The organism is Nitrospira sp. Vd2 (assembly GCF_979581665.1).
Map to the genome: position 1 here is coordinate 57,140 of NZ_CEFZSK010000007.1, position 18,599 is coordinate 75,738.

Genomic DNA, 18,599 nt, shown 5'->3' on the forward strand with positions numbered 1-18,599 from the left:
CGAGCACTAGAGCAGGACGATGTTGTCCCGATTAGTTTTCACCTGCTTGGTTGCGTTTCTCGTATCGAAGACGACTTTGGCATGGCGGGCGACCAACTCATAATCAAAGGCTGAATGCGCCGTCAGGATCAGCACCGCATCGGCTTTTTCGACGGTGTCTTTCGTCAGCTGCGTGCCATCGTAGGTGCGTCCCTCCAGCGTCACCTGAGGGACAAACGGATCCGCATACGAGAGCTTGACGCCTTCGCGTTGCAATAATTCCATCACCTTGATGGCCGGTGTCTCCCGAGGATCGCCAACATCGGCTTTGTACGTCACGCCGAGGACCAACACATTGGCGCCATTCAGACATCGACCGAACCGGTTCAGCACCCGCTGTAGCTTCGCCACAACATAGTACGGCATGCCCTCATTGATCTCACCGGCAAGTTCGATGAACCGGGTATGGAGATCGTACTCCTTGGACTTCCATGCCAAGTAATAGGGATCGAGCGGAATACAATGGCCCCCGACCCCGGGTCCAGGGTAGAACGCCATGAAGCCGAAGTTCTTCGTTGCAGCGGCATCGATCACTTCATAGGGGTTGATATTCATTCGGTCGCACAAGATCGCGAGCTCGTTCACCAGCGCAATGTTCACCGAGCGAAAGACGTTTTCGAAGACCTTCGCCATCTCGGCCACCCGAGAGGACGAGAGAGGGAAAATTTTGACGATCGATTGTTCGTAGAAGAGCTGCGCGACTTGCAAGCACTTGGGGGTCACGCCCCCGACCAGTTTGAAGGTGTTGTGGGTCTTGAACGACTTGTTGCCCGGATCGACGCGCTCCGGCGAGAAGGCCATAAACAACGTATCACCGACCTTCAGCCCGCCCCTGGTCAGGATGGGCATTATGACCTCGTCGGTGGTTCCCGGGTAGGTGGTGCTCTCCAACACGACGAGCATGTCGGGATGGACGTGCTTAGCCAGCTCGTTGGTGACCTTGAGAATGGCGCTGATGTCGGGCTCTTTGTTGCGTGTGAGTGGGGTCGGCACGCAAATCAGGACGATGTCGCAGCTCTTCAGCACGCTGAAATCCGAAGTCGCCGTGAGTCGCTTTGCCTCGACAACCGCGCGAAGGTCGACATCCTCCACGTCGGGGATATAGTTATCCGCCCGGTTGACGCGCTCCACCTTCTCGGCCATCTCTTCGATGCCATAGACGCGGAAGCCCGTCTTGGCCTGCAGCACCGCAAGTGGCAGCCCGACGTAACCTAATCCCACCACACCGACCACCGCGGATCGGTCGCGGATCTTGTCGATCAACATGGTTCCTCCTTCGGCCAAAGAACTGGGGGAGCCGAGCACGGGCAGGCCACCCGGACCGCGCACCTACCCCGTGGCGTCACGTATGAATACCGTGCCATGGCCGCCAAAGCAAGTCGCCCATTAGTCGTACGTGTCAGGCGATAGCGGTTTCCTGGCCGGCTCATGTGAGCCTATGATTACTGGAAATCTCGACGCTGGAAAATAAGGCTGGAGGCCAACAGCAGGAGGGCCGTGTACGCAAGGCCGTAACACACAATCAAGGCGAGGTCCGCAAAACCGATATCGAGACGATGAATGACGTGCCCCTTTAAGTTGAACCGCTCGAGATTCGGCAGCACGTAGTAGATACCGTTCAGCACTCCCCGGCCGGCGCCGTCCAACTTCTCACCGAGCATTTTCAAGTCGGCCGACAGATGCCCGATGACAAACAGCGCCAGTGTAAAGATCGCGCTGAGCGTGGAACTCGTAAAGGTCGAGAAGAAGAGAGCCATCGCGATGACAACGAGCAACTCCATGAAGATCAAGAGCAGTGACTTGAACAACACGCCCTCGATCGGGACATGCATAAAGTGAAGCACGACAAGCAGGCCTCCCACCATGATGAGCATGTTGACCAGCAGGGTGATGGACAACCCCATGTACTTGCCGAGCAGGAATTCATATCGAGGGACCGGCTTCGAAATGATCGTGTAGATCGTTTTCCTGTCGATCTCCTTACTGACCAACCCGATGCCGACGAAGATCGCAATAATGACGCCGAAGAGATTGATGCTCGCCAGACCCAGGTCAAGAATCAGCCGGTTCGCATCGCCGAGCGTGAGACGCGAGAGCAAGATCGAACTGCCGATCATCAGCAACGCAAACACCAGGAGATTGTAAAGCAGCTTCTCGCGGAGCGCCTCGCGAAAGCTATTCAGCGCGATAGACAGAATCCGCCTCATGATCGTCCCGCTCCCTCCGTTCGAACTTCGCGCATGAAGAGATCCTCCAGTGAGCTCTTGTGCGGCGTGACGGAAATCAGGGTCGCCTTCGCCGCGCGGACCACGTCGAGGACGCTGTTGAGTTCCTCTTGCCCTTTCACGATCAGAAGCGTTCGAGGACCTTGGGATACCGAGCGTTCGATCAGCGGACGAAGGTGAGCGAGGCCTTCCACACTCAAGCCTTCGACCACCATTTCGATCGATTTCGTCGTGCCACTGTCCACAAGCTCATTCACGCGGCCCATCGCGGCAAGCCGGCCTTTGAGAATAATCGCGACGCGATCGCACAGCAGCTCGGCGTCATGAAGAATGTGGGAACTGAAGAAAATCGTTTTGCCGGCCTCTTTCAGTTTTAGGATCAGGTCCCGCACCTCCTTGCGGCCGACCGGGTCCAGCCCGGACATCGGCTCATCCAGCACCACGAGTTCAGGATCGTTAATCAACGCCTGCGCGATACCGACCCGTTGCAACATGCCTTTGGAGAATTTCCTGAGCGGCAAGTCTTTCGCGGCTGTCATCCCGACGAGATCGAGTAGTTCATCAACTCGCCGCTCCAACACGCTGCCCGACAGGGCGAATAGATGTCCATAGAACCGAAGAAACTCCCGACCGGTCAGATAATCGTAGAAATAAGGGGACTCAGGGAGAAAGCCGATTTTGGCTTTGGCCCGTGGGTCGCCGACGGGATGACCGAACAACCGTGCACTCCCACTTGTTGGGTAGATCAGGCCCATCAAGATTTTTAAGGTCGTCGTCTTCCCCGCGCCGTTGGGACCGAGAAAGCCGAATACCTCTCTGCGGTGGACGGCGAGATCGAGGCAATCGACCGCAGTGACCTTCTTGCCCCAAAATCCGACCCGGAAGGTTTTGGAAAGTTGTTCTGTTTGGACAACAAGATCCGCGCTAGGCATCACAGTCACTCCCAGATCCTTGGAAAGACATAGGCCGGCTCGACTTTTGGGAAAACATAGGCGGGAGGCTGCTTCCGCTTGAAAAACGTGCGCAACCGTTCCGGATGCGTCGAACTGCTTACATGGCCGGTCTTTGAATCCAACAGATATTGGCCGCCAAACGGTTCCACTGGAAGATCGGATAACAGTCCATCGCCGACGACCGCCGTCAGAGCGGCTGGAAACATTCCATGTTTTGCGCGATAGATTTCAATCGCTCGCTCGAGGATTTGAATATCACGTTCGATGCTCACTTCTTTCATCCGAGTCAAGAAAAACTCGCGCATCCCCGGATCCTCGGTCTCCCGTAATCGAGCTTCGAGAAAGGCGAGAGCCGTGTCCGGACTTCCCGCTTCGACAGACAAGCGAGTGGCCAAGCCGGGCAGGTAGGCCGGGCGATCAGGCAGGCTGGCCGCCCGCATGATGAATTCCGCACCTTTTCCGGGGTCGGCTAGAAGAAAGTAGTAGTTGTAGCCAAGGAGAAAAGGAATGTTCCACACGCTAGGATTGGCGTCGGCTCCCTTCAGGAGCAGGCGATTGCTCAGATCCACTCGATGGGCAAGATCACCAAGCACCACGCCTCCGGCATAATACGCATAGGAATACTGTGGATCAAGCGTCGTGATCACATTCAAGGCGTGGTACATCCATTCGTATTCATCGGTACTGTTGCGTTTGTTCCCTAAGACCTGTACGAACCTGAGCCAGAGGATGTCTGCGCCGAGATGGTGATAGCCGAGTAATGCGGGTTTGAGATATTCGCCTTTGGGAAGCTGTGCGAGGTTTTCGACCTGTACCAGAGCCCGGTCAAGCCTGGTATCGAGATAGAATTGGAGGCGTGCAAGAGTTGCAAATAGCAGGAGCGCCACAACTGCAATGAACAAAGAGTGCGCAAGTACATTAGCTCTTCTAATTTTTGGAAAGACTAAAACTGCCATTACGATTTGACAGGACCAGATAAAGGAAATCCCGGCAGCTATGGAAGGCTGCCGGGACCCGTTGAACTCGGATTACACTTGTCCTAGTACGTACCGATTGTACAATCGTTCGCACCGTGATCGTTCGTTGAATCCCAAACCGAGATATTCGGATCGCCGTCCAAATTGCTTCGAGCAGCGGCCACGAAGCTGGATTGAGGATTTGCACCCGTCCCTGTCGGAGCCGTGGCTATAGGACAAGACTGGGCAGTCGTGATAGGAGGAGCGGCAACCACGGTGGTGTCCGCCGTATATTGATAATAGACATTACCGGTTGCGACAAACCCGATGTCGCGAAAGGTTCCGGTAAAGACACCACCCGCAGCTTGACAAAAAGTGGCTGCACCAACCGGAGCTACACCAGTACCCCACGGCTGTTGTACAGTTTTCGTTCCAGCCACGACGACCATCGCTACCGGTTCCGCCGGTGCGCCAAGATAGCAGCCGCGTTCCGCTTGGAATGAGATTTCCGACGTGCGGATTGCCTGCAGGTTCGTCTTGGCTTCCGACTGCCGCGACTTCATCTGATACTGCAGGAAGTTGGGGATCGCGATGGCGGCCAAGATACCGATGATCGCCACCACGATCATCAACTCAATCAGCGTAAAACCCTTACTACTGCGTAGTGCCTTCATGATGCTGCCCTCCTTTGGTTGGTTCCTCTGCCTAAACTCGCCGCTCGGTCTCGCTTGCCGATCGTGCGAAGGAGAGAAGCAGCTTCCATGCCCTTGCTCGGTTGAGTGCGATTGCCGCGTTATCAATGGTTTTCACTATTCCGTACGTACAATCGGATACACGGAGCCGCGGCATGTTACACAGTTTGATACTTAGAGACAAGATTTGGCAGGAAAGATAACTAAAAGCGCTAAGTGGGTAAAACGAAGGCGCCGGCCGGGGAGCGCTTCTAGAAACAAACAGGGAGAGCTTATTTATGAGAAGACGTCTGCGTCGCGGTGTTTTGAGAGACGCGGGCCTTGGCGTCCCGGACCCGCTCTTCTAACGTCGGATCGCCGAAACCATGCTCTTTGTACCGCTCGATGAGTTTCGTGTTCGACGGATCGAGCTCCAGCGAATGGAGCCAGGCCTCTTTGGCGTCCTGCAGCAGATTCTGCTTGAGGTAGACCTCGCCTAAATGCTCATAAATCACCGGATCGTCTTTCACAAGGCGGGTCGCTTTCATGAGCTCGGCTTTGGCTTCATCGAGTAGGCCCATCTTGAAGAGCGCCCACCCGAGGCTGTCCACATAATAGCCGTTATCCGGCTTCAGCGACACAGCACGCTGAGTCAAGGACACCGCTTCCTCGATCTTGATCCCACGGTCGGCGTACGTGTAGCCGAGATAATTGAGCGCATCGGCATGTTTCGGGTCCAACTTCAGAGCCGACTCCATCGCGCGAATGACGTCATCGAACCGGTTCAGCTTGTCATACACCGTGCCGAGGTTGAAATGCAGATCAGGGTTGCTCGGATTGTGCCGGATCCCTTCTTCGAAGGCTTGTGAAGCCTGCGCGTACTGTTCGGCTTGCAGATATGTGAGCCCGAGGAGCAGATAGGCATCGGATTGCTTCGGATTCAGTTTCACGACTTCGGTGAGATGGGGAATGGCATCGTTCGGCCGCTTCAGCCGATAGTAGAGAAACCCCAGGTGCAGGTGCCCGTCGGCGTACCCAGGCTGCATCTCCAGATTGGAGCGATACGCCTCGATGGCCTTGTCGTAGTCTTTCAGTTCCTCATACATCAAGCCCAAGTAATCGCGGATGCGCAGTTCGCCGGGCCGGAGGGACAAAATCTTTGCGAGATGCGTCACGGCATTCCGATAGTCCTTCATCTCGCCATAGACCAAGCCCAAACGGAGTTGAGCATCCAAGTCGTCCGGATCGTTCTGCAACGCGGTTTGAAGTTCAGCCAGCGCCTGCTGATACGCCTTATCTTGCAGATAGAGCCTGATGAGGTGATGGCGCACTTCCTTGCTATGCGGATTGACGGCCTGGAGATAGCGCCGATAGACAGCGGCCGCCTTCGGCCGATCCTGCTGCATTTCGTAGAGCGACGCCAATGCCGTATACGCGGGCTCGAACGTCGCGTTGACTTGCAGCGCTTGCTCCAGGTGCCGCGCCGCTCGGTCGAATTGCTTGGCTTCGATCTCGATCCGACCCAGATGGTAGTACCCAATCGGTGAATCTTTGGCCTTCTCCACACCCTGCTCGAAGACCCGCTCCGCTTCGTCGATGCGCTTGAGGTTTACCAACAGGCCGCCCTTCGAAAAATAGGGTTCGCTTTGCTGAGGATCGAGTTCGATGGCCCGGTCGTACATCGCGAGCGCCCGCTCCGTCTGACCGGCTTTCGCATAGATGCCGGCCATTAACAGAAAGATTTGCGGATCGCGCACGTCGCTCTGGGTCAGCTGCTCGGCAAATTCCACGGCGCGACCGACATCCCCGTTCGTGAAATACAGCGCCGCCAGCCGAGCTTTCAGAAACACGGATGACGGGTCGCCTCGGAGGGCCAATTGGTATTCGTGCAGGGCATTTTCCGTTTCTTGGTTCAGTTCTGCTTCATAGCCACGAAGGAAGTGGTAATAAGCCATCGAATCACGGGGGGCGGCAGGACGCGGAGGAGGCGATGACTCTTTCGTGGTGGACCGTACTTCAGCCTGAGGCACGGTGGTGCAGGATACGATAATGGACAGCACAATGATCAGATTCAGGACAGACCGCACCCATGTGGGACGCGCCGCAGTTACCAGGCAGATCCACTGGATCACTTTGAAACCTCTTGTCTTGGTGTGACCGAACGCAGGACCGCGTGGGAGGTAGTCACTTGGGCCAAATTATAAAGTCCACCGAAGGGGGTGTCAAACCGTGTGGTGCTCTTCCAGGTTCTCAAATTTTGCGAACTTGTCCAAGAACACCAGTTGGCGGTCACCGGTCGGTCCATTGCGATGTTTTTTGACCAGAATATCGGCGATGCCCTTTTTTTCCGTCTCGGCATCGTAAACCTCATCCCGATAAATGAAGATCACGACATCGGCGTCTTGTTCGATGGCCCCGCTTTCCCGGAGATCGGCCAACATGGGAATCGGCGGCTTCCGACTTTCCACGGCACGGCTGAGCTGCGAGAGTGCAATCACGGGGACGTTCAGTTCCTTGGCCAAGGCTTTCAACGACCGAGAAATATCCGAAATCTCCTGTTGCCGCGATTCCGCATCGCTCCGGCCCTGCATCAACTGCAGATAATCCACGATGATCAGATCGAGACGCTTCTGTTCGGCTTTGAGCCGTCTGGCCTTCCCGCGCATCTGCTGCACGGTCAGCGCGCCCGAGTCGTCGATGAAGATCGGTGCTTGCTCCAGCCTGCCAGCCGCCTCGGCCAACCGCCACCAGTCTTCCTTCTGTAACCTGCCGGTACGCAGCGCGTGTGAATCGACACGAGCCTCAGAACTCAGCATGCGGAGCACCAGTTGGGCTTTCGACATTTCCAGGCTGAAAATCCCGACGACAGAGTTGTGCTTCACCGCGGCATGCTGCGCCATGCCTAAGGCCAGGCTGGTTTTCCCCATGCTCGGGCGAGCGGCAATGACGACGAGGTCCGAGGGCTGAAGGCCCGCGGTCAGCTCATCCAACTCGACATAGCCGGTGGGTACACCGGTGACGCTCTTATGGTCCCGCTTCGACAGAACGTCGACGTAATCCAGGCTTTCTTTGATGACTTCCTTCACCCTGATGAAGGATCGTCCCAACTTACCCTGCGCCAGGCTGAAGACGGTGCGCTCGGCATATTCGAGGAGATCATCGACGGGGGCCGATTCATCGTAGCCACGTGAGATGATGTCGGTGGAGGTCGTAATCAGACCACGCAACAACGCCTTGTCGCGAACGATGCGGCAGTGATAACGAACATTGGCAGCCGTTGGCACGACCTGCAACAACTCCGCGAGATAGGCCGAGCCGCCCACGGCCTCGAGGTCGCCCTTCATCTTGAGATGTTCGGTCAGGGTGATATGGTCGATGACCTCGCCTCGCTCGGACAGATCGAGCATGGCTTGATAAATCTTGCGGTGTCCCGTACGGTAAAAATCATCTTCGGTGATGATCTCCATCGCCTTCGCCATGGCGGCATTTTCCAGCAGAATCGCTCCCAACACCGACTGCTCGGCCTCGAGGTTTTGCGGAGGCAGCCTGGGCTGAGATTCATCCGTACGGCTCACCGCCATTGGGTTCATGACGCCTCTTTCATGCGAGCATTATCGAGGGACGAGCGTGAGCAGGTCCTTGAGAGAAATCCTGTTCGGCTTGCGTCTGATCGATTCCGCCGGATTCACGATCACCAGCACGTCGTCCACCGGTGTGGTGTGATCCTGTACCAACACGACGGCACGCGCGCGCAGACGGACGCTTTCTTCCAACATATCGTCACCTGACCCAGTTCCCTGGACGACACGGAAGCCGGCCTGCCGCAGGGCTCGCGCGACCTCAAAGACCTGGGCCTGCTGCTCGGGACGTCCTGAGACGAAAAAATGGATACCGGCCCGCGCCGGCTGCCCTTCGACCCGCTCCATAGCACGAAAGAGCCGATCGACATCGAAGGCAAATCCCGTCGACGGCAGATTGCGGCCGAACCGGCCGATCAAATGGTTATATCGCCCGCCGCCGCCGATCTCATAGCCCAGCCCTTCGGCAAACACTTCAAACACTAATCCATCATAGTAATCGAAGCCGCGAAATTCACCGAGGTCGAGTAGGAGATGGCGCCGAAGGTCCGACGAACACAACAGATCATACACGTCACTCAGCCGATCCAGCGCAATCCGCAATTCACGATCGCGGCCGGCCAGCGCTCGTCCACGAGCAAGTACTTCCTCCCGGCCATAGAGCCCGGGGGTCTCCAACACCGCCGCCGCTTGACTCCGCGTAATGCCCTCTTCTTGCAGGATCTCTTCCAATCTCGGCAGATCTTTTCTGGCCGCCGCCTGCTCCGCCCGTTTTTGGCCGCCCTCCGACAATCCTGATTTGGCGAGTAGTGCTTTGAAGAACCCAACGTGGCCGACTGAGATCTTGAATTCCTCCAATCCCAATCGGCGGAGGCACGCGGCCATCAGCGCGACGATTTCCCCGTCGCTCGCCACGTCATCCGCACCGATCAGCTCGGCACCGACCTGAAAGATTTCGCGCTCGCGGCCCGCGTGTTCGGGTTCATAGCGAAAGACGGTGGTGCGGTAGCACAGGCGCATCGGCACATCCTGGCCGACCATGCCCATCGCGACGATCCGCGCAATTTGCGCCGTCACGTCGGGCCGCAACAAGAGAATCCGCCCCGTCGTGCGATCCGAAAACTTGTAGCACTTCTCGATGAGATCCGGTTCGAGCCCGGCTTGCAGGACATCAAGATATTCAAAGGTAGGCGGGATGATTTCTTGGTAGCCCCATTGCCCGAGGGTATCTAAGAGAAGATCTTCGAGATGCCGTACCCGTTGCGCGGTGTGAGGCAGGATCGTCGCCATCCCGGCGGGAATCAGCGACCGCTCAGGTTTCTGTTCGGCGACGAGTGGAGAACGGACGGACTTCCGTGAGCGGACAGATGAAGGGCGACCCATGGGGACGAAGTCTGCTACAGCCCTCGTGACAGATCCGCGAGCTTGACCGACAGAATATGGGTGGCTTGCTTGATGGCGTGCAAGACGTTCTCGGGAAGGGCGGCATCGAGCCCGATGATCAATAAGGCGTGCCCTCCCCGCTCTTCGCGGGCACACTGCATTCGCGCGATATTGATATTGTGATCCCCGAGGATCTGCCCGACGGCCCCGATGACCCCCGGCTTGTCGATGTTCAGGATCAGCAGCAGGTGTCCCTCGGGGACGACCTCGACCTGGAAATGATCGATCTCGATGATTCGCGGCTCCTTGCGATTGTGCAGCGTACCGGCAATCCGATAGCTCTTCTTCCCCGCTTCGACGCGCACGCGAATCACACTGGTAAAGTCTCCGGCGTCGCTGCTCTTCACCTCTTTGACCTCGATGCCGCGCTCTTTGGCGATGACCGGCGCATTGACGAAGTTCACCGTATCTTCGAGGATGGGAGCAAGGAGGCCTTTCAGCACGGCAATGGTGAGCGGAGCGATCGACAGCGACGCCACCTCGCCGTTGTATTCGACGGTGACACGCTCCAAGCCGCCTTCACAAATCTGCGCCTGCATTCGGCCGATTTTCTCGGCCAATGTGATGTAGGGTTGCAACCGCGGGAGCACCTCCGGCGGGACCGATGGAATATTGGCCGCGCCGCGCGCAATCCCTTTGCTGAAATAGTCGACGATCTGCTCTGCGATCCCGATCGCGACGTTTTCCTGCGCTTCGGTCGTGGAGGCCCCGATGTGCGGTGTACAAATGAAGTTGTCGAGTGCAAGCAACGGGTGGTCTGGTTTGACCGGCTCCTCGTCGAACACGTCGAACGCGGCGGCCGCGACTCGTTTGGACTTCAACGCCTCGACGAGATCGGCCTCATTCACGATGCCGCCTCGGGCGCAGTTGACGATCATCACACCGGGCTTCATTTGAGCAATCGCGGCGGCGTTGACGAGGGATTTGGTCTCGGCGGTGAGCGGCGTATGGACCGAAATGATGTCCGCGCGGCGGTACAGATCCGGCAGTTCGACCAGGTCGACGCCCATTTTGCGCGCACGCTCCTCGGAGAGATAGGGATCGTACGCGATGACATTCATCGCCACGCCTTGCGCGAGCTTGCACAGATAGCCGCCGATCTGTCCCATGCCGATGACACCCAGCGTCTTGTTGTAGAGCTCCACGCCCATGAAGCGCTCTTTCTCCCACTTGCCGCTCTTGGTCGATGCGGTCGCCTGTGGAATGCGGCGCGTCATGGCAAAGATCATGGCCATCGTATGTTCCGCCGTCGTCACCGTATTGCCGCCTGGGGTGTTCATCACCACGATGCCGCGCCGCGTGGCGGCATCCGTGTCGACATTGTCCAGGCCGGAGCCCGCGCGTCCGATCACCTTGAGGTTCGGCGCAGCGGCAATCACCTCGGCCGTGACCTTCGTCCCCGAGCGAACGACGAGGCCGTCATAATTCTTGATCTCTTTGAGCAGCTCGTCTTTGGGCAGTTTCGTCTTGACGTCGACCGAGAACCCGGCCTTTTGGAGAATGTCGACACCTTGCTTCGACAGCGGATCGCTGACTAGAATCTTCACAATTGCCTCGTCTGACGTTACGCCATTAAGAGTTCTTGAGCTTTGCCGACGCCGCTTCCCAGCCTCACGGGATGCCCCAGGCCCTTGAGCACCATCTCGATGGCGGCAATGGCCGTGATGACATCAAAGGTGTCCATGTATCCCATATGGGAAATGCGGAAAATTTTCCCTTTGAGATGATCCTGACCTCCGGCAGCCGTAATGCCATATTGCACGCGGAGATTCTTATAGATGGCCTGACCATCGACCCACTCGGGCGCGGAAATGGCCGTCACAGCATCGCTCGGGGAATCTTTCGGAAACAATGACAAACCGGCCGCCTTCACTCCTTCGCGGGTCGCGTGGGCCAGGCGCATTTGGCGCTTGAAGACATTCTCCAGCCCTTCGGCTTTCAACATCCGTAGGACTTCTTGAAGTCCAAGGATCATTGAAACCGCGGGGGTGTAGGCCGTCTGATTCTTGATTTGCGATTCTCGTTCTTTCTTGAAATTGAAATAAAAGGCGGCATTCTTCGCCTTCTCCGCCATCTGCCAGGCCTTCTCGCTCACGCTGACGAACGCAAGCCCCGGCGGCAGCATCAAGGCCTTTTGCGAGCCCGTGACCACGACGTCCAATCCCCACGCGTCGGTTTTCAAGTCAAAGACGCCGAGCGCCGTGATGGCATCCACAACGAGAATCGTCCCTTCATGAGGCCGAACGACTTCGGCAATTGCCTGCGTTGGATGGGCAACACCTGTGGAGGTCTCGCTCGCCTGGATGAACACGGCCTTGATCGCCGGGTCTTTCTTGAGCGCGTCCGCAATCACCTGCGGATCGACCGCTCGTCCCCACTCCACTTTGATTTCGGTGACTTGAGCACCGAAGGTTTTACAAAGCTTTCCCCACCGTTCGCCGAACTTGCCGCCGTTCACCACCAGCGCCTTGTCGCCCGGGGACAGGAAATTGGCGACGGCCCCTTCCATGCCACCGGTACCGGAGGATGCGAGGATCAGCACGTCGTTACGCGTTTGGAACAACCACTTGAGATCCTCCCTGACCTCGCCGAAGAGTTGAGCAAACTCGGGGGCACGATGATGGATAATCGGGCGCGCCATGGCGAGCAACACCTCGGGAGGGACAGGGGTGGGCCCTGGCGCTAACAGATAGCGTTTTAGCATCCTCGGTACTCCTTCGTCGTAGGTCGAAAAGAGGGGTACGCTATCACAGGGCCTGTATGCTGTCAAGGCAGAAAGAGGCAGAGATGATGCGTTTTCAGGCACTTGCGAGACATTTAGATGAAGACGCGATATGCGTGTGACTGTTTCATGCCTTAGCCGTCCGTCGAGCCGCCGTTGCTTGACAAGGGGTTATCTGGCCGCTACCCTACGGCTGTCCCTAAGAAATGATCCTTTTCACTCTGTACGTATGTTCGAGTTTTTTATGGCTGGCAGGCTGTCGATCCTCCCTCTCGCCACACTCTTGATTTTGACGCTCCTGCAATCGGCGGCCTTTGCCGAAGATTCCGCGGCCTTTCTTGGTCGCCTGTCCATCGAAGTTTCACCCATCACATCAGAATTCCGAGTCGAAGATGCACAGGACAGTGAGTTCTCTCCGTCTGACTCGGATGCCGTTGTGGAAGGTGCTACGTTGGAAAGCGGCACGCCCGCTATCGACGCGGGTCTCCCCCGTGGCCTCTCGCTTTCCCCCGCCTCCATACTGCCTTGGCGATTCGCGGAGGTGTTCGACGCCATAGAAGCAGAATCACAGCCGGTCGAAGTTACCGACGAAACCACCTCCATCCTCGATTTGCCCATTGTTCGCGACGATAAGGTCGAAAGCCACATCCGATTCTTTCAAATCGCCATCCGGGATCGCTTCGAGCAATGGCTCCTCCGGCTCGGTCACTATAAGCCGCTGGTCGAAAACATCTTCACTGAATTCAATCTCCCGAGCGATCTCGTCTATTTATCTCTCGTCGAGAGCGGATTTAATCCGCATGCCTATTCCCGGGCACGTGCGACCGGCCCATGGCAGTTCATGAAGGGCACGGCCCGCTTGTATGGATTACGTGTCGATCAATACGTCGACGAGCGGCGTGATCCTATCAAGTCGACCATCGCAGCCGCCCGTTACCTTCGCGATCTCTACGACCTGTTCGGAGCCTGGCCTCTCGCGATGGCGGCGTACAATGCGGGAGAAGGAAAGGTCATGCGAGCGCTACAGAAAACGCGCGCAGAAAGTTTTTCGGAAATTGCCCGTACGAAACTTCTTCGCCGCGAAACCAAAGAATACGTCCCGCGTTTCATGGCGGCGACCATCATCGCAAGAAACCCAGACCAGTACGGATTCGTGCAAGACCCTCCGGAGCCGCACCAGTTCGAGGAGGTCATCGTGCGCCGGCCGGTCCATTTAAAAACTATCGCGGCCGCGACCGGAATCTCATTTTATGAACTGCGCCGCCTGAACCCGGAACTACGGCTCGACGTTACGCCGCCCGACGACGACAACTACCATCTCAAGATTCCGGTGGGACACCGGGAGACAGTGCTCCAGGCGCTTGAGACTGTCCCGACGTGGAAGCCCGTGCCGGTCGTCGTCAAGAGAGCAAAGCATCGCCTAGAGTCAGGGGGATCCTATCGTGTCCGAGTCGGCGATACGCTCTGGACGATCGCCAAGCGCTTCAACCTGACCGTCGCTCAGCTGAAAGCGAGAAACAGTTTTGCCGTTCGCGGCATCAAGCCAGGCGATCTCCTCACGATCGGTCCAGCCCGGTAACGCTCATTCCGCGTCAGGACAGCATTATTTTTTCTGCTCGGCCGCTGGAGTCGGCAGCGTCGGCGTGGCTGGAGCAGCCGCCTCGGCAGGTCCCTTCTTCGCTTCCAGCGTCTTGGCCCGGACCGTCGCTTCGCCGGCAAACGGGGAATTCGGATAGGACTTGGTCAACTCTTGGTAGTGGGCAAGTGCGCCTTCGGGACGCGACTGACTTTCCTCGATCTTGCCGAGCTCGAACAACATCTGGTCCTTGTTGAGCACGCCTTCCATCTCGAGCGCTAACGTAAAGGTCTTTCTCGCCGCGTCGACATCACCCTTCAATAGCTGAGCATAGCCCAGCCGCTGCAGTACCAGACCGAGCATCATCGGATTATCTCGGTACACCGTGAGATATTTCTGGTAGGCCTCGATCGCCGCTCCCAGCTCGTTCGCCTGCACGAGCGCATTGCCAAGTTGAAACAATGCGAGTTGTGCGCTCGGCGTACGGGGATATTGATCGAGGAGTTGACGGTAGAGCACAATGGCCTGCTTCAGGTTCTGATCGGCTTGCTGCGGTTTATCGACGGGGCGATCAAGATAGAGCTGCGTTGCCTGGTGCTCCAGCTCGAGCGCCCGCTCCGCATTCCGATGGTCGAGCCAGAGCACGACGCCGACGATCGCGGCCGCGACAACAACGACTCCCAGAACAATCGCGACCTGCCGAATGTGCTGCTGAAGAAACAGACCCAGGCGCTCCATCCCGCTGAGCAACTGCGCCTCGTCCGGGGAAGTGACTTTCGTTTGAATACGAATTCGGTAAGACATGGCTCTCTAAGTATAAGCGTTCGCTTATACAGGTTGATCTACAGGATGTCAATTATAGAGCGACCGTTGACAGCATGGAGCAGTGCTGATTAGCGTACGCTAATACAATGTATTCGCAACGGCTCAAGAACCTTGCCGATCGGCATCGACTTCGTCGCCTTCGCGTCCTCAATCCGCAGACGCTGCCGATGATGGACCTTGATGGCAAGCCGGTCCTGTCCTTGGCCTCCAATGACTACTTGGCCTTGTCCGGCGATCCATTATTGAAGCGTGCCGCAGGGGAAGCCATTGAGCTCTTCGGCGTCGGGAGCGGCGCCTCTCGCCTTATCTCGGGCACGTCCTCGGCGCACGGTGAGCTTGAACGGGCGCTCGCTACCTTCAAGGAAACCGAAGCCGCACTCACGTTTAGCTCGGGCTATGCCACGAGCATCGGCGTTATCCCGGCATTGATCGGACCCGGCGGCGTGATTTTTGCCGATCGTCTGTGCCATGCCAGCTTGATTGATGGGTGCCGCTTGAGTGGTGCCGAGGTCCGTGTCTTCCGCCACAACGAGGTCGAGCACCTGGAGCGGTTGCTCGCGAACCGGAGAACCGGCCGGGCGGCACTGATCGTGACGGAAGGGATTTTCAGCATGGATGGCGACGCGGCGCCGCTCCCCGCGCTCGTGGATCTTGCCGAACAATACGAAGCGACGCTCTTTCTCGACGATGCGCATGGAACCGGCGTCATGGGAGCGACCGGCCGCGGCAGTGCCGAGCACTGGCAGGTTCAATCGCGCCTGCCTTTTCATATGGGGACCCTGAGCAAAGCATTCGGCACAGCCGGTGGCTTCATGGTCGGACGATCCGTCTTCATCGAGTTCTTGATCAATACCGCCAAGTCGTTCATTTATTCGACGGCTCCTCCTCCAGCGATCGCCGCCGCGGCGACCGCCGCCATCGAACTGATCGCCAAGGATAAGACCCGGCTAGCGGCCCTCTGGAAGAATCGCGCCTATTGGTTCGAGGGCCTCGCTCGTTTGGGGTTCAAGACCACAGCGACCGTGAGTCCGATTATCCCGATTATCATCGGGACCGAGGAGAAAGCCTTGGCGTTCGCCGAGCACCTCCTCGAATTGGGCGTCTATGCGCCCGCCATCCGACCGCCCACCGTGCCGAAGGAGACGAGCCGGATTCGCACCACCGTCACCGCCGCTCATGAACAGCACCATCTCGATCACGCATTGGCGGCATTCCAAAAAGTAGGCCAAGCGCTCCGGCTGATCTAGCCGCTCTCGTTAGACACCCGTAAAAGTTTCGTTATACTTGTTGAGATTTCGGGCCTGGGCCGGGGAGCCGTGCCGTCTCAATCACGAGGAGATCTATGGACATTGCGCAGCTATTGAGTTTCGGTGTGCAGCAGGGGGCATCGGACTGTCACCTGAGCGCCGGTGAGCCCCCGATGCTCCGCCTCAACGGGGAAATGAAGAAGCTGGACCACCCGCCCTTGAGCAAGCAGGAGGTCCATGCGATGGTCTACGACATCATGAACGACGCGCAGCGGCGCATCTTCGAAGAACAGCACGAGTGCGACTTCTCCTTCGAGATGGGCGAGGTCGCGCGATTCCGCGTCAATGTCTTTATGCAGCTCCGCGGCGAAGGCGCGGTCTTTCGGACCATTCCCACCAAAATACTGCCGCTGGAGCAGCTCGGCATGCCGCCTGTGATCCGCCAGTTATGCGACAAGGAAAAAGGGCTGGTGTTGGTGACCGGCCCGACAGGCTCAGGCAAATCGACGACGTTGGCCGCGATGATCAACTACCTGAATGAAACCTACGAGGGGCACATCATCACAATCGAGGACCCGATCGAATTCGTCCACAAATCGAAAAAGTGTCTCATCAACCAGCGGGAGCTAGGCGCCCATACCCATTCATTTGCCAATGCCCTTCGATCCGCGCTCCGCGAAGATCCGGACATCATCCTGGTCGGCGAGATGCGGGACCTGGAAACCATTCAGCTCGCGCTCACCGCGGCCGAGACGGGCCACCTGGTCTTCGGTACGCTGCACACCTCGAGCGCCTACAAGACAGTCGACCGGGTCATCGACGTCTTTCCGCCAAACCAGCAAGCGCAGGTCCGCGCTCAGTTTGCCGAATCGATCGAGGGCATCATGACACAAACGCTGCTGAAGAAAAAAACGGGCGGCCGGGTTGCCGCCCTGGAGATCCTCGTTGCAACAACGGCCGTCCGGAACCTTATCCGCGAGGCCAAGCTGCACCAAATTCCGGGCATCATGCAGGCCAGCCAAAAGGACGGCATGCAAACAATGGACATGGCGCTCGTCGATCTCGCGAGCCGCGGCCTGGTTACGAAAGCCGAAGCCCAGTCCCGCAGCATGAACCCCAATCTGTTCGCCGGCACGGCGATCGGCGCAGCGTAGCGCCGCGGCTTAGGTGACGTCAGGCCATCGGAGGACTCATGTCGCTCGACATTCGTCAATTGCTGAAAGTCATGGTGGACCGAGATGCATCAGACTTGTACCTCACGGCTGATCTGCCTCCGAACTATCGCATTCAAGGCACCGTGCAATCGATCGGCGACGCGCCGGCCACCAACGAGCAGCTCGAAGCGCTGGCACTCGCCATCATGCGCGAACGGCAACGCAAAGAATTCGAAGAGACCATGGAGATGAACCTCGCCTTGTACTACCCGGACCTCGGCCGGTTCCGTGTCAACATTTTTCGACAGCGCGGGAACGTCGGCATCGTCATCCGGCAGATCAAAGTCGAGATCCAGCCCATCGACAAGCTCGGGCTCCCGCCGATCCTCAAAGATGTGGCCATGACAAAGCGCGGGCTGGTGCTCTTCGTCGGTGCCACGGGGTCCGGCAAATCGACCTCGCTCGCCGCGATGATCGACTATCGGAACGAGCGCGCGGCTGGCCACATCATCTCGGTTGAAGATCCGATCGAGTTCGTCCACCGGCACAAGAAATCCGTCGTCACGCAACGCGAAGTGGGATTCGACACGCATTCGTACGAGGCGGCGCTGAAGAACACGCTGCGGCAAGCGCCGGACGTCATCCTCATCGGTGAGGTGCGTGACCGCGAGACGATGGAGGCGGCCATTACGTTCGCTGAAACCGGTCACCTTTGCCTCAGCACGCTCCATGCGAACAATGCCAACCAGGCGATCGAGCGCATCATGAATTTCTTCCCGGCCGAGCGCCATCAACAGATCTATCTGCAACTGTCGCTCAATCTTCGCGCGATCGTCTCGCAGCGATTGATTCCGTCAGTCGACGGGAAGCGCGTCGCCGCGTGTGAAATCCTGATGGACACGCCGCGAGCCAAGGACCTCATCAAGAAGGGGCAGATTGACATTCTGAAAGAAGCGATGGAACAGGGGATTCAAGAAGGCTCACAGACGTTCGATCACGTCTTGTTCCAACTATACGCCGCCGGCAAGGTCAGCCTGGAGCAGGCGTTGATCAATGCCGACAGCGCCAACAACCTCCGCATCAAGATCAAGCTGGCCGGGCTCAAAGCCGACGACGACGGGCCGCCCACGGCATCCCCGGTGCCCAAAGCCGGCAACCCGAAGGGAGCCGGGCTCCACATCAAAGGGACGGCCCCCGTTAAATAGCACGA

The 18,599-nt window shown here is 57.8% G+C and carries 15 protein-coding genes; 4 read left to right on the forward strand and 11 right to left on the reverse strand.

The window, feature by feature from the left end:
• Nucleotides 1–6: 6 nt before the first annotated feature.
• From AC1U7K_RS03825 to AC1U7K_RS03870, 10 genes are all read right to left on the reverse strand, one after another.
• Nucleotides 7–1,305 (reverse strand): nucleotide sugar dehydrogenase, encoded by a 1,299-nt coding sequence (locus AC1U7K_RS03825; RefSeq protein ID WP_480249469.1) that lies wholly within the window; start codon nucleotides 1,303–1,305, stop codon nucleotides 7–9.
• A gap of 176 nt (nucleotides 1,306–1,481) precedes the next feature.
• On the reverse strand, nucleotides 1,482–2,246 hold the full coding sequence (locus AC1U7K_RS03830) for an ABC transporter permease (protein ID WP_480249470.1): 765 nt from the start codon (nucleotides 2,244–2,246) through the stop codon (nucleotides 1,482–1,484).
• Complete coding sequence (locus tag AC1U7K_RS03835) at nucleotides 2,243–3,196, reverse strand: ABC transporter ATP-binding protein (protein WP_480249493.1); 954 nt, start codon at nucleotides 3,194–3,196, stop codon at nucleotides 2,243–2,245. The genes AC1U7K_RS03830 and AC1U7K_RS03835 overlap by 4 nt, the downstream gene beginning before the upstream one ends.
• A gap of 5 nt (nucleotides 3,197–3,201) precedes the next feature.
• Complete coding sequence (locus AC1U7K_RS03840) at nucleotides 3,202–4,104, reverse strand: hypothetical protein (protein WP_480249471.1); 903 nt, start codon at nucleotides 4,102–4,104, stop codon at nucleotides 3,202–3,204.
• 152 nt (nucleotides 4,105–4,256) lie between these two features.
• On the reverse strand, nucleotides 4,257–4,847 hold the full coding sequence (locus AC1U7K_RS03845; RefSeq protein WP_480249472.1) for a type IV pilin protein: 591 nt from the start codon (nucleotides 4,845–4,847) through the stop codon (nucleotides 4,257–4,259).
• A gap of 290 nt (nucleotides 4,848–5,137) precedes the next feature.
• Nucleotides 5,138–6,799 (reverse strand): tetratricopeptide repeat protein, encoded by a 1,662-nt coding sequence (locus AC1U7K_RS03850; protein WP_480249473.1) that lies wholly within the window; start codon nucleotides 6,797–6,799, stop codon nucleotides 5,138–5,140.
• Between the two features lie 267 nt (nucleotides 6,800–7,066).
• Nucleotides 7,067–8,434, reverse strand: coding sequence for a replicative DNA helicase (gene dnaB / locus AC1U7K_RS03855; RefSeq protein WP_480249474.1), 1,368 nt, complete (start codon nucleotides 8,432–8,434; stop codon nucleotides 7,067–7,069).
• Nucleotides 8,435–8,455: 21 nt separating this feature from the next.
• Nucleotides 8,456–9,805 carry an ATP phosphoribosyltransferase regulatory subunit gene (gene hisZ, locus AC1U7K_RS03860; protein ID WP_480249475.1) on the reverse strand — a complete coding sequence of 450 codons (1,350 nt, stop codon included), beginning with the start codon at nucleotides 9,803–9,805 and terminating at the stop codon, nucleotides 8,456–8,458.
• 14 nt (nucleotides 9,806–9,819) lie between these two features.
• Nucleotides 9,820–11,412: a phosphoglycerate dehydrogenase gene (gene serA / locus AC1U7K_RS03865; protein WP_480249476.1), complete on the reverse strand. Its 1,593-nt coding sequence runs from the start codon at nucleotides 11,410–11,412 to the stop codon at nucleotides 9,820–9,822.
• A gap of 17 nt (nucleotides 11,413–11,429) precedes the next feature.
• Nucleotides 11,430–12,569 carry a pyridoxal-phosphate-dependent aminotransferase family protein gene (locus AC1U7K_RS03870; RefSeq protein ID WP_480249477.1) on the reverse strand — a complete coding sequence of 380 codons (1,140 nt, stop codon included), beginning with the start codon at nucleotides 12,567–12,569 and terminating at the stop codon, nucleotides 11,430–11,432.
• Nucleotides 12,570–12,831: 262 nt separating this feature from the next.
• On the opposite strand from AC1U7K_RS03870, the gene AC1U7K_RS03875 reads away from it, so the two are divergent.
• Nucleotides 12,832–14,166 carry a lytic transglycosylase domain-containing protein gene (locus AC1U7K_RS03875; RefSeq protein ID WP_480249478.1) on the forward strand — a complete coding sequence of 445 codons (1,335 nt, stop codon included), beginning with the start codon at nucleotides 12,832–12,834 and terminating at the stop codon, nucleotides 14,164–14,166.
• Between the two features lie 24 nt (nucleotides 14,167–14,190).
• On the opposite strand, the gene AC1U7K_RS03880 is transcribed toward AC1U7K_RS03875, so the two are convergent.
• Nucleotides 14,191–14,967, reverse strand: a complete 777-nt coding sequence (locus AC1U7K_RS03880) for a tetratricopeptide repeat protein (RefSeq protein ID WP_480249479.1) — start codon at nucleotides 14,965–14,967, stop codon at nucleotides 14,191–14,193.
• 107 nt (nucleotides 14,968–15,074) lie between these two features.
• On the opposite strand from AC1U7K_RS03880, the gene bioF reads away from it, so the two are divergent.
• The 3 genes from bioF (at nucleotide 15,075) to AC1U7K_RS03895 (ending at nucleotide 18,594) form a co-directional block, all read left to right on the forward strand.
• Nucleotides 15,075–16,235 carry an 8-amino-7-oxononanoate synthase gene (gene bioF / locus AC1U7K_RS03885; protein WP_480249480.1) on the forward strand — a complete coding sequence of 387 codons (1,161 nt, stop codon included), beginning with the start codon at nucleotides 15,075–15,077 and terminating at the stop codon, nucleotides 16,233–16,235.
• Between the two features lie 95 nt (nucleotides 16,236–16,330).
• Entirely contained in the window at nucleotides 16,331–17,389 is a 1,059-nt protein-coding gene (locus AC1U7K_RS03890; RefSeq protein ID WP_480249481.1) for a type IV pilus twitching motility protein PilT, read from the forward strand.
• Between the two features lie 38 nt (nucleotides 17,390–17,427).
• On the forward strand, nucleotides 17,428–18,594 hold the full coding sequence (locus AC1U7K_RS03895; protein ID WP_480249482.1) for a PilT/PilU family type 4a pilus ATPase: 1,167 nt from the start codon (nucleotides 17,428–17,430) through the stop codon (nucleotides 18,592–18,594).
• The last annotated feature ends 5 nt before the right edge of the window (nucleotides 18,595–18,599 follow it).